Genomic DNA, 22,183 nt, shown 5'->3' on the forward strand with positions numbered 1-22,183 from the left:
GCTCGCGGGCGTGTTGGCCGGATCGTACTCGTCCCGCACCGCCCCGGCGAGCGCCGGGCTCGACCGGAGCGCGGCAGCCGGCTCAGCGCGGCTCCACGAACCCCGACTCGTACGCCGCGATCACCGCCTGCGTACGGTCGCGCGCGCCGAGCTTGGCCAGTACGGCGCTCACATGCGACTTGACCGTCTCCGCGCCCACCACGAGACCGGCGGCGATCTCCGCGTTGGACAGCCCGCGCGCCATCAGCCGCAGCACCTCCGCCTCCCGCTCGGTCAGCCGCGCCCGCTCCAGGACGGACCGGGCGGGCCGCCCGGCGCCGTCGCCGTAGCGCTCGGCGAGCCGTCGTACCGAGGCCGGAAACAGCAGCGACTCGCCCTCGGCGACCAGCCGTACCGCGTGCACGATCTCGGCGGGCCGGGCCCGCTTCAGCAGGAACCCGTCGGCGCCCGCGCGCAGCGCCTCGTACACGTACTCGTCGTCCTCGAAGGTGGTCACCACGAGGATCTTCGGCGGGTCGGCGACCGTGCGCAGCACCGCGCGGGTGGCCTCGATGCCGTCCAGCAGCGGCATCCGCACATCCATGGCCACGACATCGGGCCGCAGCCGCCGCACCAGCGGGATCACCGCCGCGCCGTCCGCCGCCTCGCCCACCACCTCGATGTCGGGCTGCGCCCCGAGCACGGCCCGCAGTCCCGCGCGGACCAGTGGTTCGTCGTCGACGAGGAGTACGGTGACCGGCATCCGGCCAGCCTAGAACACCCCCGAGGGCCCTCGGCCCAGCGGCAGTTCGACCCGGACCAGCCATTCGTCGCGCTCCGGGCCGGTGTGCGCGGTGCCGCCGAGCAGGGCGGCGCGCTCCCGTATCCCGCGCAGCCCGCTGCCCCGGCCGGGGCCGGGTATCGGCTCCGGCAGCGCGTTGCGCACCCGCAGCAGCAGCCGGTCGTCGGTGACCGCGACCCGGACCCGCACGGGTACGGCGCCCGCGTGCCGCAGCACATTGGTCAGCGACTCCTGGAGGATGCGGTAGCCCTCGCGGGACACCGGCCCCGGCACCGCCGCGACCGGCCCCGACACATCGGCGTCCACCGTCGCCCCCGAGGCCCGCGCCGACTCCAGCAGCCGGTCCGCGTCGGCCAGCGTGGGCCGGGCGCTCGCCGGCCGCTCGGCCTCGCGCAGCACCCCCAGCACCCGCTCCAGATCGGCGAGCGCGGCCCGGCCGGTCTCCTCGATCGCGCCGAGCGCCCGATCGGTGAACTCCGGATCACCCGCCGCGCGCGCCGCACCCGCCTGCACCACCGCCACCGTCAGCGCGTGCCCGATGGAGTCGTGCAACTCCCGCGCGATCCGGTTCCGTTCGAGCAGCCGCTCGGTGCGCTCCTCCAGCGCGGCCAGCCGCTCGGCGGCCGACGGCCCGAGCAGCCGGCGCGCGCACGCCGTGACCAGCGCGCCCAGGCCGACGAGCGCGCCGTACAGAGCAAGCAGCGGGAGCGGTGACAGCAGGGCCCAGGCGGGCGCCGGTGACAGCCGGTCCAGCAGCGGCATCCCGGACGGCGCGTGCCCCCACGCGCAGCGCGCCAGCTCGACCGCGGTGACGAGCGACCACACCGTGGCGAAGCAGGTCACCCAGCTGAGCACCCAGCGCAGCTCCAGCCAGGCCACCGTGCGCAGCCGGTCCCGCCAACTCGCCGCCGGGGCCTCGGATATGCCGGACTCCGGCACATCGGGCGTCAGCAGCAACCGCGCCTGCACGCCCTCGCCCCGGCGGACGGCGGGCAGCAGTCCGAACGGGACGAGTACCAGGGCGGGCACCCAGGGACGCTCGGGGTCGATGAAGAGCCACAGACTCTCCATCAGCATCGGCACCCACAGATGCAGCAGCCGTGTGTACGTCGTCCCGCGCAGCAACGGGCGCAGGAAGCGGACCATGGGCACATCGTCGCACCCGCCACTGACAACGGACCTCCCCCGCGCGGGGGAGGCGGTCCCCACCGGCGGGGGAGGCGCCAACTCCCGTGCCCCGCCAGGCTGAAGCCATGACCAGCATCGACGTACGCGACCTCACCAAGGAGTACGGCACCAGACGGGCCGTGGACGGTCTGGGCTTCAGCGTCCGCCCCGGCCGTGTCACCGGTTTCCTCGGCCCCAACGGCGCGGGCAAGTCCACCACCATGCGCCTCGTCCTCGGCCTCGACCGCCCCACCGCGGGCACCGCCACCATCGGCGGCCGGCCGTACGCCGCGCTGCGCGAGCCGCTGCGCCGGGTGGGTGCCCTGCTGGATGCCGGGGCCGCGCACCGCTCCCGCAGCGCCCGCGACCATCTGCGGGCCCTCGCGGCGAGCAACCGCATCCCCGGCGCCCGCGTCGACGCGGTCCTCGAACAGACCGGACTCGCCGAGGTGGCCCGGCGCCGGGTGGGCACCTACTCGCTCGGCATGCGCCAGCGGCTCGGCATCGCCGCGGCCCTGCTCGGCGACCCCGAGGTGATCCTGCTGGACGAGCCCGCCAACGGCCTCGATCCCGAGGGCATCGTCTGGATCCGCACCCTGCTGCGCGATCTCGCCGCCGACGGCCGTACCGTCCTGGTCTCCAGCCATCTGATGAACGAGACCGCCTCCTTCGCCGACCACCTGGTGATCCTCGGCCGCGGCCGCCTCCTCGCCGACACCCCCGTGCGGGAGTTCATCGACGCCCGTGTCCAGCCCGAGGTCAGGGTCCGCAGCACCGACGCGGGCGCGCTCGGCGAGCTGCTCGCCCGGCACGGCCACGACGCCGTACGGCACACGGACGGCGCCTGGACGGTGCGGCACGCCCGCGCCGAGGAACTCGGCCGGCTGCTCGCCCAGGAAGGCGTGCCCGTGCTGGAACTGGCCGCGCATGAGGGCACCTTGGAGCAGGCGTACCTCGATCTGACCGCCGCCGAAGCCGAGTTCACCGCCCAGCCCCAGGAGGTCTGACCATGCCGTTCGTCCCGGTTCTGCGCGCCGAGCTGATCAAGATCCGCACCCTGCGCTCGCTCATCGGCTCGCTGGCCGCGGTCGTCCTCGTCACGGCCGCCTTCTCCGCGCTCGCCGCGGCCTCTCCCGACGAGAACGACCCCGACCCGCTGTTCTCGGCGTTCTTCGGCATCAGCTTCGGGCAGATCGCCGCGATCGCCTTCGGCACGACGGCCGTGGCGGCGGAGTTCCGGGGCGGGGCGCTGCGGCTGACGCTGGCGGCCACCCCGGACCGGCCCCGCTGGTTCGCCGCCAAGGCCGCCGCGATCGCCCTGCCCGCGCTCGCCGTCGGACTGCTCACGGGAGCGGTGACCCTCCTGGTCGGCAAGGCCGTCCTCGGCGCCGACGGCCCGACCTGGGCCGAGGGGCTGCGCGGCGCCGTCGGCTGCGGCCTCCAGCTCACCTTGATGGCCCTGTTCGCCGCGGGCCTCACCGCCGTGCTGCGCAGCGGTGTCGCGACCCTCTCGATCCTGATCCCGTTCCTGCTGATCGTGTCCTTCGTGATCGGCGACATGTCCTCGGGCATCGCCGACTTCCTCCCCGACCGCGCGGGCCAGGTCGCCCTGCACAGCTCCTGGGACGGACCCCTCGGCCCCTGGACAGGGCTCGCGGTGTGCGCCCTGTGGGCGGCGGCGGCGCTGCTGGCGGGGGTGTGGTCCGTGAGCCGCAGGGACGCCTGAGTCAGTCCGCGGCCGCCAGCCGCAGCCGCCCGTACTCCTCCGCCATCGTCGCCGCCGTCCAATGGGCGTTCAGGCCACTGGGGTTGGGGAGAACCCAGATCCGGGTGTCGCCGATGGTGCGCTGCTGGGGGCCGATCCGGGCGGTGCGGTCGGCGAAGGCGGCGCGGTAGGCGGTCACACCGACCACGGCGAGCCAGCGCGGCGCGAGCTGCCGCACCTTCTCGGTCAGCAGCCGGCCGCCCTCGGTGTACTCCTCGGCGGTCAGCTCGTCCGCCCGGGCGGTGGCGCGGGCCACGACATTGGTGATGCCGAGGCCGTACGACAACAGGTCCCCCTGCTCGGCCGGTTCCAGCCGTCGCGGGGTGAAGCCGGACAGGTGCAGCACCGGCCAGAACCGGTTCCCGGGGCGGGCGAAGTGGTGGCCGGTGGCCGCCGTCATCAGGCCGGGATTGATGCCGCAGAAAAGTACCCGGAGGCCGCCCGCGACCACGTCCGGGACGAGACGGTCGCGGGCGGCCTCCAGGTCCGCCTTCGTCGGGCGCGGAGTCAGAGGATCGCTCCGGGGGTGTAGCCGGCGGCCTCCGGGCGCTGCTTGACGATCTCCTCGATCCGGCCGACGACCACGCCGACCTGGTCGGCCGCGGCGCCCGTGAAGGACAGCTTGTCGGCCATCAGCGCGGCCAGCTGCGCACGGTCCAGCGGCAGCCGCTCGTCGGCGGCGAGCTTGTCCAGCAGATCGTTGCGCTCGGCACCCTGCTCGCGCATGGCGAGGGCGGTGGCGACGGCGTTCTCCTTGATCGCCTCGTGCGCGACCTCGCGGCCGACCCCGGCGCGCACCGCGCCCATCAGCACCTTGGTGGTGGCGAGGAACGGCAGATAGCGGTCCAGCTCACGGGCGATGACCGCCGGGAACGCGCCGAACTCGTCGAGCACCGTCAGGAAGGTCTCCAGCAGGCCGTCCAGCGCGAAGAACGCGTCCGGGAGCGCGACGCGGCGCACCACGGAGCAGGACACATCGCCCTCGTTCCACTGGTCGCCCGCCAGCTCGCCGGTCATCGAGGCGTAGCCGCGCAGGATCACCATCAGGCCGTTGACGCGCTCGCAGGAGCGGGTGTTCATCTTGTGCGGCATCGCCGAGGAGCCGACCTGGCCCGGCTTGAAGCCCTCGGTGACCAGCTCGTTGCCTGCCATCAGCCGGATCGTCCTGGCCAGCGAGGACGGCGCCGCCGCCAGCTGCACCAGCGCGGTGACGGCCTCGTAGTCCAGCGAGCGCGGGTAGACCTGGCCGACCGAGGTGAACGCCTGGGAGAAGCCCAGGTGGGAGGCGATCCGCTGCTCCAGCTCGGCGAGCTTGGCCGCGTCGCCGCCCAGCAGGTCCAGCATGTCCTGCGCGGTGCCGACCGGGCCCTTGATGCCGCGCAGCGGGTAGCGGGCGAGCAGCTCCTCGACGCGGCCGTAGGCCACCAGCAGCTCGTCGGCGGCGGTGGCGAAGCGCTTGCCGAGGGTGGTGGCCTGCGCGGCGACGTTGTGCGAGCGGCCGGCCATGACCAGCTCGGCGTACTCGCCGGCCAGCTTGCCCAGGCGGGCGAGGACGGACACGCTGCGGTCGCGCATCAGCTCCAGGGAGAGCCGGATCTGCAGCTGCTCGACGTTCTCCGTGAGGTCACGGGAGGTCATGCCCTTGTGCACATGCTCATGCCCGGCGAGGGCGTTGAACTCCTCGATCCGCGCCTTCACATCGTGCCGGGTGACCTTCTCGCGCTCGGCGATCGAGGCCAGGTCGACGGTGTCGAGGACACGCTCGTAGTCGGCGATCGCCTTGTCCGGCACCTCGATGCCGAGGTCCTTCTGGGCCCGCAGCACGGCGAGCCAGAGCTGCCGCTCCAGCTTCACCTTCTGCTCGGGCGACCAGAGCGTGGCGAGCTCGGCGGAGGCGTAGCGTCCGGCGAGGACGTTCGGGATGCGGGGCTTGGCGGGCGCTGAAGTCACGTGTCCAGAGTCTACTGGCGCTTTGTGCAGGCCGGCGCCACGCCCCCGTTCGTCGGAAGCTACGAGAGCGCGCCGCCCCCCCGTCACGCCCGGCCCTCGTACGCCTCCCGGCCCTCGGGCGTCTCGTACGGCAGCAGCTGCGGACGCTTGGCCGGCAGGCCGTCCCCGGAGGAGCGGCCGGTCAGCCGCCTGCCGATCCAGGGCAGCAGGTACTGCCGGGCGAAGCGGACGTCCGCCACCCGCCGGTCGAGCCAGGCCGGCGGCGCGGTGGCCGGCATCGGCACCCGCCACTCGGTGTCCTCGGGCGGGTAGCCGAGCGTCTGCCAGACCGCCTCGGCCACCCGGCGGTGCCCGTCGGCCGTCAGATGCAGCCGGTCCACGTCCCACAGCCGGGGATCGGCGAGCGCGGGGGCGCCGTACAGGTCGACCACGAGGGCGCCGTGCTTGGCGGCCAGCTCGTCCACGGTGGCGAACAGCTCCTCCATGCGCGGCCGGAACCGCTCAAGGACCGGGCCCTGGCGGCCGGGGCTGCGCATCAGCACCAGCCGCCCGCAGGAGGGGGCGAGCCGCTCCACGGCCTCGGTGAGCAGCCCGCGCACCCTGCCCATGTCGCAGTTGGGCCGCAGGGTGTCGTTGAGCCCGCCGACCAGGGTCACCACATCGGCGTTCATGGCGGCCGCCGCGTCCACCTGCTCGTCGACGATCTGTCCGATCAGCTTGCCGCGCACGGCGAGATTGGCGTACCGGAAGCCGGGGGCGCTCGCCGCCATCCGTGCGGCGAGCACATCCGCCCAGCCCCGGTAGGAGCCGTCGGGCAGCAGGTCCGACATGCCCTCGGTGAAGGAGTCGCCGATCGCGACCAGGCTGGTGTACGGGGGAGGTGTGGGATTCGTCTGCATGGCGACAGCGATGGTATCCCGGCTCCATACCCAGCGGTCGGTCGGTGGGGAAAACCGGGGAGACCCGCGGGAGAACATGCGGGGCGGCCGCCCGCTCAGGCCGGCTGCCCGAACAGCTCCCGCAGCACGTCCTCCATGGTCACGAGCCCGGCGAGGCGCCCGTCGTCGCCGAGGACGGCTGCCACGTGGTTGCGGCTGCCGCGCATCGCGGTGAGCACGTCGTCCAGCGGGGTGTCCGCCTTCACCCGGGCGATCGGCCGCATGTCGCGCAGCTCGAACGGCAGGTCCTGGGGCAGGGCGTCCAGCGCGTCCTTGACGTGCAGATATCCGACGATACGGCGGCCCGGGTCGACCACCGGGAACCGGGAGAAGCCCGACTCGGCCGACAGCCGCTCCAGCTGCTCCGGGGTGACGCCCACCTGCGCGTACACCACCCGCTCCAGCGGCACCACGACGTCCCGCACCGGGCGGCTGCCCAGCTCCAGGGCGTCGTGCAGCCGCTCCTGCGCCCGGTCGTCGATCAGGCCCGCCTCGCTGGCGTCCTTGACGATCTCGGCGAGCTGCGCGTCGGTGAAGGTCGCCGCGACCTCGCCCTTCGCCTCCACCCGGAGCAGCTTCAGCAGCGCGTTGGCGAACGCGTTCACCGTGAAGATCACCGGGCGCAGCGCCCGGGACAGCGCGACCAGCGGCGGCCCGAGCAGCAGCGCCGCCCGCACCGGCTCCGCGAGCGAGATGTTCTTGGGCACCATCTCGCCCAGCAGCATGTGCAGATACGTCGCCAGGGTCAGCGCGATCACGAACGACACCACATGGCCCACGCCCAGCGGCACGCCCACCGCGTGGAACACCGGCTCCAGCAGATGCGCGATGGCCGGCTCGGCGACCACACCGAGGACCAGCGTGCACAGCGTGATGCCGAGCTGGGCGGCGGCCAGCAGCGCGGAGACGTGCTCCAGGCCCCACAGCACGCTCTTCGCCCGCCGGTCGCCCTCCTGCGCGAGCGGCTCGATCTGCGAACGGCGCACCGAGATCAGCGCGAACTCACCGGACACGAAGAACGCGTTGACCACGAGGGTGGCCAGACCGATCAGCAGCTGTACGGCGATCATCGCGCCCCCTCCGTCGTCTTGTCCCCGCGCTCGTCGTCCAGCGGCGCGTGCAGCAGCACCCGGGCGGCGCGCCGTCCGGAGGCGTCCACCACGTCGAGGCGCCAGCCCGCGATCTCGACCCGGTCGCCGACCTCGGGTATCCGGCCCAGCTCGGTGGCGACGAGTCCGGCCAGGGTCTCGTACGGCCCGTCGGGCACCCGCAGTCCGACGCGCGCGAGCTGGTCGGTGCGGGCGGCGCCATCGGCGGAGTACAGGGCCCGGCCGCTCTCGTCCGCACCGGCCGGGGCGAGGTCGGGCGTCTCGTGCGGGTCGTGCTCGTCGCGGACCTCGCCGACGACCTCCTCGACGATGTCCTCCAGGGTCGCCACGCCCGCCGTGCCGCCGTACTCGTCTATGACGACGGCCATGGTGCGGCGGCCGGAGAGCCGGTCCAGGAGCCGGTCGACGGTGAGGGACTCGGGCACCAGCAGCGGCTCCCGCATCAGATGCGAGATACGGCGGTGGCGGCGGTGCTCGGCGGGCACCGCGAGGACGTCCTTGATGTGCACGGTGCCGACGACGGAGTCGAGGTTGCCGCGGAAGACCGGGAAGCGGGACAGGCCGGTCGCCCGGGTCGCGTTCGCCACGTCCTCGCAGGTCGCCTGCTCCTCCAGGGCGATGACCTGGACGCGCGGGGTCATCACGTTCTCCGCGGTCAGGTCGGCCAGGTTCAGCGTGCGGACGAACAGCTCGGCGGTGTCCGCCTCCAGGGCGCCCTGCTTCGCGGAGTGCCAGGCGAGCGCGGCCAGCTCCTGCGGCCCGCGCGCGGAGGCCAGCTCCTCGGCGGGTTCGAGACCGAGCCGCCGTACGACATGGTTGGCCGTGTTGTTCAGCTGGGCGATGAAGGGCCGGAAGACGGCGCTGAACCAGCGCTGCGGGGTGCCCACCCGTTTGGCGACGGCCAGCGGCGAGGAGATCGCCCAGTTCTTGGGCACCAGCTCGCCGACGACCATCAGGAACACCGTGGACAGCGCGGTGCCGAGCACCAGGGCCGCCGATTGCGCCGCGCCGCCGGACAGGCCCATGGCGCGGAACGGCCCGGCGAGCATCTTGGCGATCGAGGGCTCGGCGAGCATGCCGACGACCAGATTGGTGACGGTGATGCCGAGCTGGGCGCCGGACAGCTGGAACGTCAGATTCCGTACGGCCTTCAGGGCGCCCGCGGCACCCCGCTCGCCGCGCTGCGCGGCCCGCTCCAGCTCGCCGCGCTCGACCGTGGTCAGCGAGAACTCTGCGGCCACGAACACGCCGCAGGCGACCGACAGCAGGATCGCCACCAGAAGGAGCAGCACTTCGGTCATCGGGTCACCCCCGTCCCATGATCGGACGGGGAACGGCGGGACGCGCGATGTCGCGGGCCGGGGGGCTCGCCCATGGGTGGACGCTCACTACCTTTCACAGAGGACCGAGTGCTCCCTCCAGGGTAAAGGATGGGCAAAGCAGCGCCGGGAGGCTGTGGAAAACTCGTCGGCGCCGACCTCAGGCGGTGAGCGGCTTCACCCAGCGCCGCCAGCGCTCCTCGGGCGCGTACCCGGCCGCACTCCACGCGTACCGCGCCCGCTCATTGCGCACCAGCACCATCGCGTCGGCGCGCCGCCCGCCGAGGCGCACGAAACGCTCCTCGGCGGCGGCCAGCAGGGCCGTGGCGACGCCCTGGCGCCGCCGCTCGGGAGCCACCGCGAGCCGGTACAGATGGCAGCGCCAGCCGTCGAAGCCCGCGATCACGGTGCCGACCAGCTCGCCGCCCCGCTCGGCCAGGATCAGCGCCCGGGGGTCGCGCTCCAGCAGGCGCTCCACCCCGGCGCGGTCGTCGCTGATGCTGGTGCCCTCGGCGGCCGTCCGCCAGAAGGCGAGCACGGCGTCGAGGTCATCGGGTGCGGCGGGACGTACGCTCAGCTCGTTCATGCGGCCACCCTGATCGCGGCCGGGCCCCGCGCGCCGGGGTTTCCATCATGCGGACTCGGCGCGCAGCCGCTCGATCACCGGCGCGAACGCCTCCATCTGGGGCTCCAGGACGGTCAGGTTGGTGAATCCGTACCGCTCGCGCTGCGCCCTGATCTTCGCCACGACGTCCTCCAGGGGGCCCACCAGCATGATCGGCAGCGCCAGCGCGGCTTCCAGGGTCAGGTGCGGCTGCCGCTCCAGCACGGACTTGAGCGCCGTGTCGGGATGGTCGGTGACCGCGGCCTGCTGGATCAGCAGGTTCAGCTCGGCGGGTTCGGCCCGGCCGGCCGCGAACTCGAGGTAGCGCGCCACCCGTTCGTCCAGCTCGTCGGCGGTGAGCGGTTCGAGTGACCGCGTGCTCCCCGTCCGCACGCCCGAGAAGGCCGCGATGTCGGCGTGCTCGGCGGTCAGCCGCAGCATCCGGTCGCCGTTGCCGCCGATCAGCAGCGGCACCCGGGGCTGCTCCGGGCGCGGCTGGTACTCCTCGGAGCCGAGCAGCCGCGCCAACTCCTCGACCGTGCGCCGCAGATGGTCCACCCGCTCGCCCGCGGAGCCGAACGGCAGCCCGGCCGCGTCATGCTCCTCCCGCACATAGCCGGTGCCCAGGCCGAGTTCGAGCCGTCCGCCGGTGAGCGCGTCCGTGGTCGCGACCTCCCGGGCGAGCAACGTCGGGTTGTAGAAACCCGCGTTGAGCACCAGTGTGCCGACCCGGGCCCGCTCGGTCGCCTGCGCCGCCGCGACCAGCGCCGGGAACGGCGCCACCCAGCCGAGATGGTCGGGGACGAGGATCACGTCGTAGCCCAGCTCCTCGGCGCGGCGGCACTTCGCGCGCCACTCGGCCGCGGACGCGGGCGTGAGCATATTGACCCCGAAACGGAACGGGTGCGTCATGAAGTCTCCTCAACCGTAAGCGAATTGACCTTCAGCTGACATCCCATCACATCGAGTGCCGGGGTACCCGGAGGGCGTTCACTCGTGGGCGATCGCGGCCAGCACATTCATCCGCGAGGCCCGCAGCGCGGGCAGCGCGGCGGCGACGACCCCCACCACCGCGGAGCCGACGACCACGGCCACGATCGTGCCCCAGGGGATCGCGAACGCCGTCAACCCGCGCAGCGCCAGCACCCGTTGCATGCACACGCCCCACACCAGGCCGAGGGCGAGACCGAGCACCGCGCCGAACACCGCGATCACCACCGACTCCAGCCGGATCATCCGCCGCAGCTGCCGCCGCCCCAGGCCGATCGCGCGCAGCAGCCCGATCTCCCGGGTGCGCTCCACCACCGACAGGGCGAGGGTGTTGACCACGCCGAGCACCGCGATCACGATCGCCAGGCCCAGCAGCGCGTACACCAGGTACAGCAGCACACCGATCTGGTCGTGGACCAGCTGCTTGTAGTCGCTCTGATCGCGCACCTGCGCCTGCGGGAACGGCTTGAGCGCCTGTTCGAGGCGGGGACGCAGGTCCTTCGGCGCGGTGCCGGCCGCGGCGTTCACGTACAGCGCGGAGTCCTGGCCGCCGGGCGCGTACCGCTCCAGTGTGCCGAGACCGAAGAAGACACCGCCCTGGTCGCCGAAGCCGTCGGTGCCGGACTGCTCCGTGAGCGCGCCGACCGTCAGCCCCGCCCGGCGGCCGCCCGGGAACTCCACCGGCAGCACACTGCCGAGCCGCACCCCGTGATCCCGGGCGAAACTCGCGTCCAGGGCGAGGTGCCCGTCGGCCAGCGCGGCCGCCGAGCCGCCCCGCGCGTAGGAGATGTGCACGACGTCGTCCAGGCCCGGCCCGTAGCCGGTCGCGCCCGTCTCCACCCGGCCGCCGTCGGGCAGCCGTACGGCGATCCGGGTCAGCCGCTGCGCCACGACGAGCCCGGCGCCCCTGGTCGCGGCCACCCGGCCGGCGATCTGCCGGGTGAACGGGGTGAAGTTGGCGTTCTGGACCGTGAAGTCGGCGCCGAGCCGCTTGTCGATCTGCTGGTCGAACGACGCCGACATGGACGCGCTCGCCACCGACATGCCGCCCACCAGGGCGAGGCCCACCATCAGCGCGGCGGCCGTGGCACCGGTACGGCGGGGATTGCGCAGGGCGTTGCGCCGGCTCATCCGGCCCACCGCTCCGAACACGGCGGGGAAGCCCGCGCCCAGCACCCGGATCACCGGCCGCACCAGCAGCGGCCCGGCCACCACGGTCGCGATCAGCGTCAGCGCCACCCCGGCGCCCAGCAGCGCGGCGGCCGGGCCGGTACGCGTGGCCGCCGCGCATCCGGCCAGCGCCGCCGCGCCCACCGCCCCGACCGCCGCCCCGGCGATCGCCCGCGCCCGCAACGGCTTGCCCACACCGGCGACCTCGGCGTCCGCGAGCGCCGCCATGGGGGAGACGGCCGCCGCACGCCGGGCGGGCAGATAGGCGGCCACGAAGGTCACGCCGAGCCCGACCACGTAGGCGGCGACGGGCGTGCCCCAGCCGATCACCAGCTGGGCGGCGTTCAGATTCATCCCGAACGCCCGCATCAGGCCGATCAGCCCGAACGCCAGCCCGATCCCGGCCGCGAGACCGAGCGTCGAGCCGAACAGGCCGAGCAGCAACGCCTCGGTCAGCACCGAGCGCCGTACCTGCCGCCGGTCGGCGCCCAGCGCGCGCAGCAGGCCCAGCTCCCGGGTGCGCTGGGCGATCAGCATGGAGAAGGTGTTGACGATCAGGAACACACCCACCAGGAGCGCGACCCCGGCGAAGCCCAGCATCACGTACTTGACGACGTCCAGAAACGTGCCGAGGCCGGCCGCCGCCGACTTGGCCTGCTCGTTCGCCGTCTTCACGTCGTACGTCGCGGCGTGCGTGCCGAGCGCCGCGACCACCCGGTGCTTGAGCTGCTCGTCGGAGACGCCCCGGGCGGCGTCCACGGAGACGGCGGTGGCCCGCGATGGCGAGCCGAGGAGTTGTCGCCCGGCCACCGCAGGGTCCAGGAAGAGCAGGGCCGCGCCCGGGTTGGTCGTGGTGAACGTGGCGATCCCGACGACCCGCACCCGGAACACGCCGGGCTGCGCCTGCACGGTCAGCGTGTCGCCGATCCGCACCTTTCGCTTCCCGGCCGTGTCGGCGTCCAGCAGCGCCTCGCCCGGACCGCGCGGGGCGTGCCCGGAGGTCAGCTCCACCGGGCTGTGCCGGGTCGGATACCAGGAGCCGGCGAGGGTGGGCGCGCCATTGGTCGGGCTGATCGAGCGGTTGTGGCGGTCGACCACCACGAGGTTCTGCACCTGTACCTCGGCGCGCGCCGCCGCCACCCCGTCGGTCTTCGCCACCGTGTCCCGCAGCGCGGCGGGCAGCGTCTGCACCGCGCCGCTCGCCCGCGCGGACATCAGATCGCGCCGGGGCTGCACGGTCACATCGGCGGCGGTGGAGGCGAACAACCGGTCGAACGTGCGGGTGACGGTGTCGGAGAAGATCAGGCTGCCCGCGACGAACGCCACGGACAGCACCACGGCCAGCGCGGACAGCGCGAGCCGCCCCTTGTGCGCGAGGAAGCTCCTCAGGGTCGCCTTGAGCACCGGGTCAGTCCTCCCGCGCGGCACCCGTGCCGCGCGTGTCGTCGAGCCGCCTCGTCCGCTCCCCGTCGAACCGTTTCATCCGCTCCAGGACCCGCCCCGCCGTCGGCCGGGCCAGCTCGTCCACGATCCGCCCGTCGGCGAGGAAGAGCACCAGATCGGAGTGGGCGGCGGCGCCCGGGTCATGGGTGACCATGACGACGGTCTGCCCCAGGTCGTCCACCGCGCCGCGCAGAATGCCCAGCACCTCAAGACCGGCCCGCGAGTCGAGGTTTCCGGTCGGTTCGTCGGCGAAGATCAGCTCGGGCCGGGAGGCCAGCGCCCGGGCACACGCCACCCGCTGCTGCTGACCGCCCGAGAGCTGGCTCGGCCGGTGCCCGAGCCGCCCCCGCAGCCCGAGCGTGTCGATCACCTGATCGAGCCATGCCTGATCGGGTTTGCGGCCCGCGATGTCCATCGGCAGGGTGATGTTCTCGGCGGCGGTCAGCGTCGGGATGAGGTTGAACGACTGGAACATGAACCCGATCCGGTCCCGCCGCAGCCGGGTCAGCTCCCGCTCCCGCAGCCCCGTGATCTCGGTCTCGCCCAGCCACACCTGCCCGGCCGACACGGTGTCGAGCCCCGCCAGGCAGTGCATCAGGGTGGACTTGCCGGACCCCGAGGGCCCCATCACGGCGGTGAACCGGCCCCGCGCGATGTCCACGTCCACCGAGTCCAGCGCGAGCACGGCGGTCTCGCCCACGCCGTATGCCTTGGTCAGCCCGCGGGCGCGGGCCGCGGTCCCCTCACCCGGCGCGCGGCCGGGGGCGTGCTGTGCGGCAGCGGATGTGGACAAGACCGCCTCCCGGTCACCGGATACGAGCTGTCCCGGGTGAGCCTAATGTGACCGGCCGCACAGCGGGAATCGGCGGCGGGGGAGGAGCCGCAGAAGTCGGCGGAGCCGGAGAAGGCAGGGACGAGGCGGGCGGGGTTCCGGCGAGCCCCGGTGCGGCGCGCCCGTGCGCCCCTTTGTGCTTCCGGCCCCGCTTGCCCCTGCTAGCACCCGGGCGCTAGCGTCGAGACATGGCGAAGACCCAGCTGAACGTGCGCGTGGACGAGGGCACCGCCCGCGCGGCGCGCGAGCGCGCGCTGGCCCGCGGGATGAGCGTCAACCGCTACATCGAGGAACTGGTCAGACAGGACACCGGCGAAGCCGGCCGCACCTTCGTGGAGGCCGCGGCCGACTTCATGAAGCAGTACGAGTCCGTGTTCGCCGAGGAGTTCACCGAGGCGCGCGGCACCGCTCCGGGCGAAGGACGCAGCTGATCCCTTGAGCGACTCCCCGAACGGGCTGAGCATCGACCTCGCCTGGCTGCTCATGCTCGCCGAACAGAAGACGCCCGGGGACCCGCAGGTCACCGACTGGGGCGCGCTGATCGCCGCCGTCGCCCGGCACCGGGCGGAGATCTTCGGCGTGCCGGTGTACGAGACGCCGTACACCCGCGCCGCCGCCCTCCTCCAGCTGCTCATCCACGTACCGGCGCTCGAACGCTCCAACGCGCTGTTCGCCTCCGCGGTCGCCTACGCCTATCTGGTCGCCAGCGGCGCCAAGGTCGTCACCACGCCGGAACAGGTGCGCGACCTCGCCCGGCTGGTCAAGGACGGCGCGGCGAGCATCGAGGACATCGCCAGGGAACTGCGCCGCTGGAGCCTGTGATCAGGAGGCGTCCGGTGTGCCGTCAGGGCGCCAGGCGGTCCCCAGCACACAGTACGAGGCCGGCAGCCGAGGTCCGCGCTCCGGCAGCGACAGGCCGCGGTACGGCCCGAGTTCGAACCCGGCGCTGCGCAGCGCGGCCACCGGGTCCCGGGCCAGATGGCAGCCCCCGGCGAGCGCGGGCCACACCGTACGGTCGAGGGCGCGCTGGGTCAGCCGCATCGCGGGACCGCCGCCGCGCCCGTGCTCGAAGAACCGCACCTGCCCGCCGGGCCTGAGCACCCGCCGCGCCTCTTCCAGCGCCCGCGCCACATCGCGCACGCTGCACAGCACCAGGGACAGCACCACCGCGTCGAACGCCCCGCTCTCGACGGGCAGCGCCTCCGCCGCGCCGGGCACCACGTCGACCGGCACCGGTGCGCGCCGCGCCGACTCCCGCGCCAACCGGCCCAGCAGCGGCTCCGGTTCGAGGGCGACGACCCGCGCGACGGCGGCGGGATAGCGGGCGAAGTTGAGCCCGTTGCCCGCGCCGACCTCGAGCACCCGGCCGGACAGCCCGGCGAGCAGCCGCCCCCGCACCCCGGCGAACCCGAGCCGTGCGTCCGCTCCGGCACTGACCCGCGCGTAGTACCGCGCGAACACCGGATGCCGCACGGCCCCCGGCCCCGGCGCCTCGGACCCCAGCCGCATACCGACCTCCCGGACATCACGGACCTGGGGGAAGTATCCCCACGGTCGGCTCCGGCGAGTCCCCGACGCCCGCCCCGGGGGCGCCCCGCGCGAGCGAAGCCGAGCGCGGCGGGGTCGGCGACCGACATCAACGCCGCTGGGGGCGCCCCACACCCTTGAGGCGGTGGGGGCCGCGACTCCGGCCCGCTCCGCCGGGCAGGCTAGGCCCCTTCCCGCGCGCGGAACGCCTCCGCGTCCCAGGTGCCGTCCAGCCGCGGGGTCAGCCAGCCCGGGGCCGACGCCCTGAAGTCGGCCGGCGGCAGGGCCCCCGCGCCCGCGGGCAGGGCGCCCAGCAGGGGCGCGCCGGAGACCTCGGGCAGGTCGGCGACATTGCAGCGGGTGGCCAGGTCGGGCGCGGCGGGCCAGCTGCCGATCACCACACCGAGCGGTTCGAGGCCGTGGCGGCGCAGCTCGCGCGCCGTCAGCTCCGTGGCGTTCAGCGTGCCCAGGCCCGCCTGGGCCACGATCAGCACCGGCGCGCCCAGCGACCGCGCCGCGTCGGCCAGGGTGCCGCCCGCCGTGTCGAACCGTACGAGCAGCCCGCCCGCCCCCTCGACCAGCACCAGATCGTGCTCCGCGGCCAGCTTGGCGGCCCGCTCGGCCACCTCCTGCGGATGCACCGGCGCCATACCGGCCCGCCGCGCCGCCGTGCCCGGGGCCAGCGGCTCGGGATAGCGGGCGACCTCCTGCGCCGTGACGGCACCGGCGAGCCGGGCCACCTCGTCGGCGTCCCCGCGCTCGTCCGGCCGTACCCCCGTCTGGGCGGCCTTGAGGACGGCCACCGAACGCCCGGCCGCGAGCGCCGCCGCGGCGACGGCGGCCGTGGTGACGGTCTTGCCGACCTCCGTGCCCGTCCCCGTGATCACCAGTACCGGCATCTCATCCCTCCCGCGCCGCCGCGCACACCGCGCGGGCGATCCTCGCCACGTCCTCGTCGGAGGTGACGTACGGCGGCATCGTGTACACCAGATCGCGGAACGGGCGCAGCCACACGCCCTCGTCGACGGCCGCACGGGTGGCCGCCGCCATGTCGACCTCGTGGTCCAGCTGGACGACCCCGATGGCGCCCAGCACCCGTACGTCCCGCACACCCGGCAGCTCGGCCGCCGGGGCCAGGCCCGCGCTCAGGCCCGCCTCGATCCGCTTGACCTCCGCCTGCCAGTCCTGGCCCATGAGGAGTTCCAGCGAGGCGCAGGCCACGGCGGCGGCCAGCGGATTGCCCATGAACGTCGGGCCGTGCGCCAGCACCGGCACCTCGCCCCGGGAGATCCCCATCGCCACCCGCGAGGTGCACAGCGTGGCCGCCATCGTCAGATAACCGCCGGTCAGCGCCTTGCCCACGCACATCACATCGGGGGTGACGGCCGCGTGGTCCGCCGCGAACAGGGCGCCCGTACGCCCGAATCCGGTCGCGATCTCGTCGAACACCAGCAGCACGTCATGCGCGTCGCACGCCTCGCGCAGCACCCGCAGATACCCGGGGGAGTGGAAGCGCATCCCGCCCGCGCCCTGCACCACCGGCTCCACGATCACCGCGGCCAGCTCGTCCGCGTGCCGCCCGATCAGCTCGCGCAGCCGCTCCGCGTACGACTCCTCGTACCCGGCCGGCGGCGCGTCCGCGAAGACCTGGCGCGGCAGTACACCGGACCACAGCTCGTGCATCCCGCCCTCGGGGTCGCACACCGACATCGGCTGCCAGGTGTCCCCGTGGTAGCCGCCCCGCCAGGTCAGCAGCCGCTGCTTGCCGGGGCGGCCGAGCGAACGCCAGTACTGGAGGCACATCTTGACGGCGACCTCGACCGACACCGAGCCGGAGTCGGCCAGGAACACATGCTCCAGACCCTCGGGCGACATGTCGACAAGGAGCTTCGCGAGCCGGACGGCGGGCTCATGGGTGAGCCCGCCGAACATCACATGGCTCATGCGCCCCAGCTGCCGCTGCGCCGCCTCGTTGAGCACCGGGTGGTTGTAGCCGTGGATCGCCGACCACCACGAGGACATGCCGTCCACCAGCTCGCCCGAGCCGTCCGCGAGCCGCAGCCGGACCCCGCTCGCCGATTCCACGACGAGCGGTTCGGCGCGCCCGGGCATCGGGCCGTACGGATGCCAGACATGCCGCCGGTCCAGCTCCAGCAGTTCGGGGACGCTCAGGTGGGGCAGGTCAGGCATTGGGCGCGAGATCCGTTCCGGCGCCCCGGCGGCGGACGGCGACCAGGTCGGTACGGGGCTCGTTCGCGGCCACCGGCTCACCGGCGGGCTCCGCGGGGGCCGAACCGCAGACCCCGGCGCCCTCGTGGCAGCCACCCGCGGCGGAGTCGTGGCAGCCGGTGTCGGCACCCTGGTGGCAGCCACCGCCGCCCGCCCGGTGCTCCGGCAGGGTGACCTGCTCGGCGCCCTCCACCTCGAAACCGGCGTCGGCGATCATCTCCAGGTCGGCCTTGCCCGCCTGGCCCTCGCTGGTCAGGTAGTCGCCGAGGAAGATGGAGTTGGCGAGGTTCAGCGCGAGCGGCTGCATCGTGCGCAGATGCACCTCACGGCCGCCCGCGATCCGCACCTCGACGTCCGGGCACACGAAGCGGACCATCGCCAGGATCCGCAGACAGCGCTGCGGGGTGAGGTTCCACTCCTTGGCCAGCGGGGTGCCCTCGAACGGGATCAGGAAGTTCACCGGAACGGAGTCCGGGTCCAGCTCGCGCAGCGAGAAGACGACGTCCACCAGGTCCTCGTCGCTCTCGCCCATACCGGCGATCAGACCGGAGCACGGCGAGAGACCGGCCGCGTGCGCCTTCTGCACCGTGTCCACCCGATCGGCGTACGTGTGGGTGGTGGTGATCTCCCCGTAGGTCGATTCCGAGGTGTTCAGGTTGTGGTTGTAGGCGTCCGCGCCGGCCTCGCGCAGCCGTTCGGCCTGGCCGTCGGAGAGCAGCCCGAGGCAGGCGCACACCTCGACGCCCTCGTTGCCGTCCTTGATGGCCTTGATGGTCTGCGAGACCCGGTCCACGTCCCGGTCCGTCGGGCCGCGCCCGCTCGCCACCAGGCAGACGCGCTTGGCGCCGCCCGCGAGCCCCGCGGCGGCGGCCTGGGACGCTTCGTCGGGCTTGAGCCAGGTGTACTTGAGGATGCCCGCCTCGGAGCCGAGCCGCTGGGAGCAGTAGGAGCAGTCCTCGGGACACAGGCCGGACTTGAGGTTGACCAGGTAGTTCAGTTTCACGCGTCGGCCGAACCAGTGCCGGCGCACCTTGCCGGCCGCGGCCACCACATCGAGCAGGTCGTCGTCGGAGGTGGCCAGCACGGCGAGCGCTTCCTCGCGGGTCGGCAGCTCGCGCCGAAGCCCCTTGTCCACCAGCGTGTTCAGCAGGTCCATGAGGCCCGATCCTGTCTTACGGGACCGCCCCGGGCCAAGGAGAGTTCACACAAGGAACACCGTTCACCGTGTGGGTATTGCCACACGGTGGGTGCCGGGCGGGCCAGCTAGGGTCTGTGCGCTACCTACAAAACCTCCGGAGGACTCATGGCGTTCGGCTGGATCGAGGAGCAGGCCCGGGCGCGTCACCGGGCCGGACTCGTACGGCGCCTCAGCCCGCGCCCCGCCGCCTCCCCGCTGCTGGATCTGGCGAGCAACGACTATCTGGGCCTCGCCCGGCACCCCGAGGTGACCGAGGGCGCGGCGCGGGCCGCCCGGACCTGGGGCGGCGGCGCCACCGGCTCCCGGCTGGTCACCGGCACCACCGAGCTGCACGCCGAACTGGAGCGGGAACTGGCCGCGTTCTGCGGCTTCGAGGCGGCCCTGGTCTTCTCCTCCGGATACGCCGCGAACCTGGCCGCGGTCACCGCGCTCGGCCCGCACGGCTCGCTCGTCGTCTCCGACGCGGGCAACCACGCCTCGCTCATCGACGGCTGCCGGCTCGCCCGGGGCGAGACCCAGGTCGTCGGGCACGCCGACCCGAAGGCGGTGCGCAAGGCCCTCGCCACCCATGAGGGGGCGGCGATCGTGGTCTCGGACACCGTGTTCTCGGTCGACGGGGACCGGGCGCCGCTCGGGCAGCTGGCCGAGGTGTGCCGGGAGCGCGGCGCGGGGCTCGTCGTGGACGACGCCCATGGTCTCGGCGTACTGGGCGACGGCGGGCGGGGCACGGCGCAGGCCACCGGCCTCGCGGGCGCGCCGGACGTGGTGGCCACGGCCACGCTGTCCAAGTCGCTCGGCAGCCAGGGCGGGGTGGTGCTGGGTCCCGCGCGGGTGATCGACCATCTGGTCAACGCGGCCCGGACGTTCATCTTCGACACCGGTCTGGCGCCGGCGGCGGCCGGTGCGGCCCTCGCGGCGCTGCGGCTGCTCGGCAGGGAGCCCGAACGGGCGGCGCGGGCCCGCGAGGTGGCGGGGGAGCTGCACGCCCGGCTGACCGCCGCGGGTCTGGAGGCGGTGCGTCCGGACGCCGCGGTGGTCTCCGTACGGGCTCCGTCCCCGGAGCAGGCGGTGCGCTGGGCGGCCGACTGCCGTACGGCGGGCCTGGCCGTGGGCTGTTTCCGTCCTCCCTCCGTGCCCGACGGCATCTCACGGCTGCGGCTGACCGCCCGCGCGGACCTCTCCGGGGCCGAGATCGCCCACGCGGTGCGGGTGATCGGCGAAACACGGCCATGAGTCGGCGTGACACGGCCGTGCTCCGCGGCTGATCGGGTCCGACGGGTGTGCCGACCGGTGCTGCGAGCGTCTCGGCCGGTCCGGGGGGTTTCAGCGGAGCGCGGCCACGAAGCCGGCCCAGCTGTCCGCGGAGAAGAGCAGCGCGGGTCCGGTGGGATCCTTCGAGTCGCGCACGGCGAGCAGCCCGGACCGGGGTCCGGAGCGTGGCCGTGCCGTCTCCACGCAGTTGTTGGCTCCCGTGCTGTAGCTGCTGCGCAGCCAGCGCACGTCGTACAGGTCGGTACTGGCAGGGACGTTCCGAGGCAGAGCTGACAATGGTGCCTCCTTACGCGCCGTCACCTATCCCGGCGATGTAGTCCAGCGAATCGTGGGGGGAAAGAGCGTGCTCCTGGAGGTTCTGGAAGGCCTCCGAGTACGCCCGGAGGTCTTCTTTCCGCTCCAGGTAGAGGCTACTCGTCAACTGGTCTAGAACAACCACATCGAGATCAGAAGTGCTCGGAAATGAGAAAATAACGAAAGGCCCGGTGAGGCCGACATGTGCTCCCGCCCCGAACGGCAGTACCTGGAGCCGCACTTGGGGCAACCGGGCGGCCTCCATGAGCCGCTCCAGCTGGTGCGCCATCACCTTGGGACCGCCCACCTCGCGGCGCAGCACCGCCTCGTCCAGGACCGCGGACAGCTCCAGCGGCGGGTTCGAGCGCAGCACGTCCTGGCGGGCCAGGCGCACCTCCACCAGCGCGTCCAGGCGCTCCTCGTCCAGGTCCTTGACGGCCGCCCGGGTCACCGCGCGGGCGTAGTCGGCCGTCTGGAGCAGACCGGGTACGACGGTCGTCTCCAGCGTGCGCATCGCGCCGGCCTGCGACTCCAGGCTGATGAAGTCCCGGTACGTCGGCGGGAGCACCCCGCGGTAGGCGTGCCACCAGCGGTTGCGGTCGCCATCGCCGTCCTCGGAGCCCGCCAGCATCAGCAGCAGCTCGCGCAGCTGGACGTCGCGCACGGCGTAGGCGTCCAGAAGTAAGCGAAGATCGGCCGGTTTCACACCACTGGCACCCGTCTCGATACGGCTCACCTTCGACTGGTGCCAGCCGACCAGACGGGCCGCCTCCCCACTGGTGAGCCCCGCACCGGTGCGCAGCGTGCGCAGTTCGGCACCCAATTTGCGGCGGCGCACTGCCGGCCCGTTCTGCATGGGCTCCTCCTTACTCCTTACGGGCCGCCCGAATACGGTCTCCCGTCGCAGAGTTCACCGCATCGAGCGACAGATATATGCATATCTCGGTGGATCGCTCCCCGTGACCGCTCCGGTGGTGGCAGTCTGACGAGGAAGCACCAGTCCGGGACCGTACTCGAACCATCCGCTCCATGTAGGACTCCGGTCCCGTGGGAAAGGGACGACGTCGCCATGGCAGACCACCTGGAAGCATCCGTCACTCTGCCGAGCGATCCCGCCTCGGTCGCCGCCGCGCGGTCGTACGTGGTGAGCACCCTGGCGGAGTGGGGCCTGCCCGCGGACGCCGAGGCGGCCGACACGGTGCGGCTGATCGTCTCCGAACTGGCCACCAACGCCGTACAGCACACCTTCGGGCAGTCCCCGACCTTCACGGTCGACATCGCGCTGGAGCGCGACGAACAGCTGCGCATCGGGGTCACGGACAGTCATCCGCGCTTCCCCAAGAGACTGCCCGCGGCCGTGCAGCAGGACAACGGCCGCGGCATGGTCATCATCCGCTGGCTCACCGCCGAGTGCGGCGGCAGGCTCCGCGTCCGCCCCACCCGGGAGGGCGGCAAGACGGTCTCCATCGAACTGCCCTGGACCGTGCCGGCCGAACCGGTGGCGACGACGGGCCGGCAGGAGCCGTAGCGGGGGAGCCCGACGCGAAGCCGCGAAACGTTCATCCGGCGGGTGCGCGGGACCCGTCCCGGGCCGC

Annotated in this window: 22 protein-coding genes and 1 pseudogene; 6 read left to right on the forward strand and 17 right to left on the reverse strand. The window is 73.4% G+C overall.

Annotated features, from left to right (window positions below; translation table 11 throughout):
• Positions 1-82: 82 nt before the first annotated feature.
• Positions 83-742 (reverse strand): response regulator transcription factor, encoded by a 660-nt coding sequence (locus AB0N90_RS33895; protein ID WP_365202965.1) that lies wholly within the window; start codon positions 740-742, stop codon positions 83-85.
• Positions 743-751: 9 nt separating this feature from the next.
• On the reverse strand, positions 752-1,927 hold the full coding sequence (locus AB0N90_RS33900) for a histidine kinase (RefSeq protein WP_365202967.1): 1,176 nt from the start codon (positions 1,925-1,927) through the stop codon (positions 752-754).
• A 107-nt stretch (positions 1,928-2,034) separates the two neighbouring features.
• On the opposite strand from AB0N90_RS33900, the gene AB0N90_RS33905 reads away from it, so the two are divergent.
• Positions 2,035-2,955 carry an ATP-binding cassette domain-containing protein gene (locus tag AB0N90_RS33905; RefSeq protein ID WP_365202969.1) on the forward strand — a complete coding sequence of 307 codons (921 nt, stop codon included), beginning with the start codon at positions 2,035-2,037 and terminating at the stop codon, positions 2,953-2,955.
• Between the two features lie 2 nt (positions 2,956-2,957).
• Entirely contained in the window at positions 2,958-3,674 is a 717-nt protein-coding gene (locus AB0N90_RS33910) for an ABC transporter permease (protein WP_365202971.1), read from the forward strand.
• 1 nt (position 3,675) lies between these two features.
• Here AB0N90_RS33910 and mug read toward each other — a convergent pair whose 3' ends face one another.
• The 9 genes and pseudogenes from mug to AB0N90_RS33955 all read right to left on the reverse strand — a co-directional run bounded on the left by mug (position 3,676) and on the right by AB0N90_RS33955 (position 14,029).
• Positions 3,676-4,224 (reverse strand): G/U mismatch-specific DNA glycosylase, encoded by a 549-nt coding sequence (gene mug / locus AB0N90_RS33915; RefSeq protein ID WP_365203019.1) that lies wholly within the window; start codon positions 4,222-4,224, stop codon positions 3,676-3,678.
• Positions 4,221-5,663 (reverse strand): adenylosuccinate lyase, encoded by a 1,443-nt coding sequence (gene purB / locus AB0N90_RS33920; protein ID WP_365202973.1) that lies wholly within the window; start codon positions 5,661-5,663, stop codon positions 4,221-4,223. The genes mug and purB overlap by 4 nt, the downstream gene beginning before the upstream one ends.
• 83 nt (positions 5,664-5,746) lie before the next feature.
• Positions 5,747-6,562 carry an SGNH/GDSL hydrolase family protein gene (locus tag AB0N90_RS33925; protein ID WP_365202974.1) on the reverse strand — a complete coding sequence of 272 codons (816 nt, stop codon included), beginning with the start codon at positions 6,560-6,562 and terminating at the stop codon, positions 5,747-5,749.
• Positions 6,563-6,657: 95 nt separating this feature from the next.
• Positions 6,658-7,671, reverse strand: a complete 1,014-nt coding sequence (locus AB0N90_RS33930) for a hemolysin family protein (RefSeq protein WP_361669174.1) — start codon at positions 7,669-7,671, stop codon at positions 6,658-6,660.
• Positions 7,668-9,011 (reverse strand): hemolysin family protein, encoded by a 1,344-nt coding sequence (locus AB0N90_RS33935; RefSeq protein ID WP_365202976.1) that lies wholly within the window; start codon positions 9,009-9,011, stop codon positions 7,668-7,670. The genes AB0N90_RS33930 and AB0N90_RS33935 overlap by 4 nt, the downstream gene beginning before the upstream one ends.
• A 178-nt stretch (positions 9,012-9,189) precedes the next feature.
• Positions 9,190-9,618: pseudogene (locus tag AB0N90_RS33940) on the reverse strand (GNAT family N-acetyltransferase); the annotation flags it as partial.
• A gap of 42 nt (positions 9,619-9,660) precedes the next feature.
• On the reverse strand, positions 9,661-10,545 hold the full coding sequence (locus AB0N90_RS33945; protein WP_365202978.1) for an LLM class F420-dependent oxidoreductase: 885 nt from the start codon (positions 10,543-10,545) through the stop codon (positions 9,661-9,663).
• A gap of 78 nt (positions 10,546-10,623) precedes the next feature.
• Positions 10,624-13,197 (reverse strand): ABC transporter permease, encoded by a 2,574-nt coding sequence (locus AB0N90_RS33950; protein WP_365202980.1) that lies wholly within the window; start codon positions 13,195-13,197, stop codon positions 10,624-10,626.
• A gap of 4 nt (positions 13,198-13,201) precedes the next feature.
• Complete coding sequence (locus AB0N90_RS33955; RefSeq protein ID WP_365202982.1) at positions 13,202-14,029, reverse strand: ABC transporter ATP-binding protein; 828 nt, start codon at positions 14,027-14,029, stop codon at positions 13,202-13,204.
• 227 nt (positions 14,030-14,256) lie between these two features.
• Between AB0N90_RS33955 and AB0N90_RS33960 the strand changes: the two genes are divergently transcribed.
• Both AB0N90_RS33960 and AB0N90_RS33965 read left to right on the forward strand, forming a co-directional pair.
• On the forward strand, positions 14,257-14,499 hold the full coding sequence (locus tag AB0N90_RS33960) for a hypothetical protein (protein ID WP_037658805.1): 243 nt from the start codon (positions 14,257-14,259) through the stop codon (positions 14,497-14,499).
• A 52-nt stretch (positions 14,500-14,551) separates the two neighbouring features.
• Entirely contained in the window at positions 14,552-14,890 is a 339-nt protein-coding gene (locus AB0N90_RS33965) for a fic family toxin-antitoxin system, toxin component (RefSeq protein ID WP_361670320.1), read from the forward strand.
• Here the strand turns inward: AB0N90_RS33965 and AB0N90_RS33970 are convergent, their stop codons facing one another.
• The 4 genes from AB0N90_RS33970 to bioB form a co-directional block, all read right to left on the reverse strand.
• Positions 14,891-15,577: a class I SAM-dependent methyltransferase gene (locus AB0N90_RS33970; protein WP_365202984.1), complete on the reverse strand. Its 687-nt coding sequence runs from the start codon at positions 15,575-15,577 to the stop codon at positions 14,891-14,893.
• A gap of 200 nt (positions 15,578-15,777) precedes the next feature.
• Positions 15,778-16,494, reverse strand: coding sequence for a dethiobiotin synthase (gene bioD / locus AB0N90_RS33975; protein WP_136102102.1), 717 nt, complete (start codon positions 16,492-16,494; stop codon positions 15,778-15,780).
• Between the two features lies 1 nt (position 16,495).
• Positions 16,496-17,785, reverse strand: coding sequence for an adenosylmethionine--8-amino-7-oxononanoate transaminase (locus AB0N90_RS33980; RefSeq protein ID WP_365202987.1), 1,290 nt, complete (start codon positions 17,783-17,785; stop codon positions 16,496-16,498).
• Entirely contained in the window at positions 17,778-18,980 is a 1,203-nt protein-coding gene (gene bioB / locus AB0N90_RS33985) for a biotin synthase BioB (protein WP_128789025.1), read from the reverse strand. The genes AB0N90_RS33980 and bioB overlap by 8 nt, the downstream gene beginning before the upstream one ends.
• 147 nt (positions 18,981-19,127) lie before the next feature.
• Between bioB and AB0N90_RS33990 the strand changes: the two genes are divergently transcribed.
• The gene (locus tag AB0N90_RS33990) at positions 19,128-20,255 is read left to right on the forward strand and encodes an 8-amino-7-oxononanoate synthase (protein WP_365202989.1); all 1,128 of its coding nucleotides are present in this window, start codon (positions 19,128-19,130) and stop codon (positions 20,253-20,255) included.
• A gap of 90 nt (positions 20,256-20,345) precedes the next feature.
• On the opposite strand, the gene AB0N90_RS33995 is transcribed toward AB0N90_RS33990, so the two are convergent.
• Both AB0N90_RS33995 and AB0N90_RS34000 read right to left on the reverse strand, forming a co-directional pair.
• On the reverse strand, positions 20,346-20,570 hold the full coding sequence (locus AB0N90_RS33995) for a DUF397 domain-containing protein (RefSeq protein ID WP_037658816.1): 225 nt from the start codon (positions 20,568-20,570) through the stop codon (positions 20,346-20,348).
• 10 nt (positions 20,571-20,580) lie between these two features.
• Positions 20,581-21,444 carry a helix-turn-helix transcriptional regulator gene (locus AB0N90_RS34000; protein WP_365202991.1) on the reverse strand — a complete coding sequence of 288 codons (864 nt, stop codon included), beginning with the start codon at positions 21,442-21,444 and terminating at the stop codon, positions 20,581-20,583.
• Positions 21,445-21,657: 213 nt separating this feature from the next.
• On the opposite strand from AB0N90_RS34000, the gene AB0N90_RS34005 reads away from it, so the two are divergent.
• Entirely contained in the window at positions 21,658-22,116 is a 459-nt protein-coding gene (locus AB0N90_RS34005) for an ATP-binding protein (RefSeq protein WP_365202993.1), read from the forward strand.
• Positions 22,117-22,183: the final 67 nt, after the last annotated feature.

Source organism: Streptomyces sp. NPDC093018, assembly GCF_040684035.1.
GTDB classification, from domain to species: Bacteria; Actinomycetota; Actinomycetes; order Streptomycetales; family Streptomycetaceae; genus Streptomyces; species Streptomyces murinus.

Coding starts and splice junctions, on each gene's coding strand:
- AB0N90_RS33910 (WP_365202971.1), top strand. CDS start 2,958: ATGCCGTTCGTCCCGGTTCTGCGCGCCGAGCTGATCAAGATCCGCACC.
- bioB (WP_128789025.1), bottom strand. CDS start 18,980: ATGGACCTGCTGAACACGCTGGTGGACAAGGGGCTTCGGCGCGAGCTG.
- bioD (WP_136102102.1), bottom strand. CDS start 16,494: ATGCCGGTACTGGTGATCACGGGGACGGGCACGGAGGTCGGCAAGACC.
- AB0N90_RS33990 (WP_365202989.1), top strand. CDS start 19,128: ATGGCGTTCGGCTGGATCGAGGAGCAGGCCCGGGCGCGTCACCGGGCC.
- AB0N90_RS34000 (WP_365202991.1), bottom strand. CDS start 21,444: ATGCAGAACGGGCCGGCAGTGCGCCGCCGCAAATTGGGTGCCGAACTG.
- AB0N90_RS33930 (WP_361669174.1), bottom strand. CDS start 7,671: ATGATCGCCGTACAGCTGCTGATCGGTCTGGCCACCCTCGTGGTCAAC.
- AB0N90_RS33935 (WP_365202976.1), bottom strand. CDS start 9,011: ATGACCGAAGTGCTGCTCCTTCTGGTGGCGATCCTGCTGTCGGTCGCC.
- AB0N90_RS34005 (WP_365202993.1), top strand. CDS start 21,658: ATGGCAGACCACCTGGAAGCATCCGTCACTCTGCCGAGCGATCCCGCC.
- AB0N90_RS33980 (WP_365202987.1), bottom strand. CDS start 17,785: ATGCCTGACCTGCCCCACCTGAGCGTCCCCGAACTGCTGGAGCTGGAC.
- AB0N90_RS33895 (WP_365202965.1), bottom strand. CDS start 742: ATGCCGGTCACCGTACTCCTCGTCGACGACGAACCACTGGTCCGCGCG.
- AB0N90_RS33925 (WP_365202974.1), bottom strand. CDS start 6,562: ATGCAGACGAATCCCACACCTCCCCCGTACACCAGCCTGGTCGCGATC.
- AB0N90_RS33960 (WP_037658805.1), top strand. CDS start 14,257: ATGGCGAAGACCCAGCTGAACGTGCGCGTGGACGAGGGCACCGCCCGC.
- AB0N90_RS33965 (WP_361670320.1), top strand. CDS start 14,552: ATGCTCGCCGAACAGAAGACGCCCGGGGACCCGCAGGTCACCGACTGG.
- AB0N90_RS33905 (WP_365202969.1), top strand. CDS start 2,035: ATGACCAGCATCGACGTACGCGACCTCACCAAGGAGTACGGCACCAGA.
- AB0N90_RS33945 (WP_365202978.1), bottom strand. CDS start 10,545: ATGACGCACCCGTTCCGTTTCGGGGTCAATATGCTCACGCCCGCGTCC.
- AB0N90_RS33970 (WP_365202984.1), bottom strand. CDS start 15,577: ATGCGGCTGGGGTCCGAGGCGCCGGGGCCGGGGGCCGTGCGGCATCCG.
- AB0N90_RS33900 (WP_365202967.1), bottom strand. CDS start 1,927: ATGGTCCGCTTCCTGCGCCCGTTGCTGCGCGGGACGACGTACACACGG.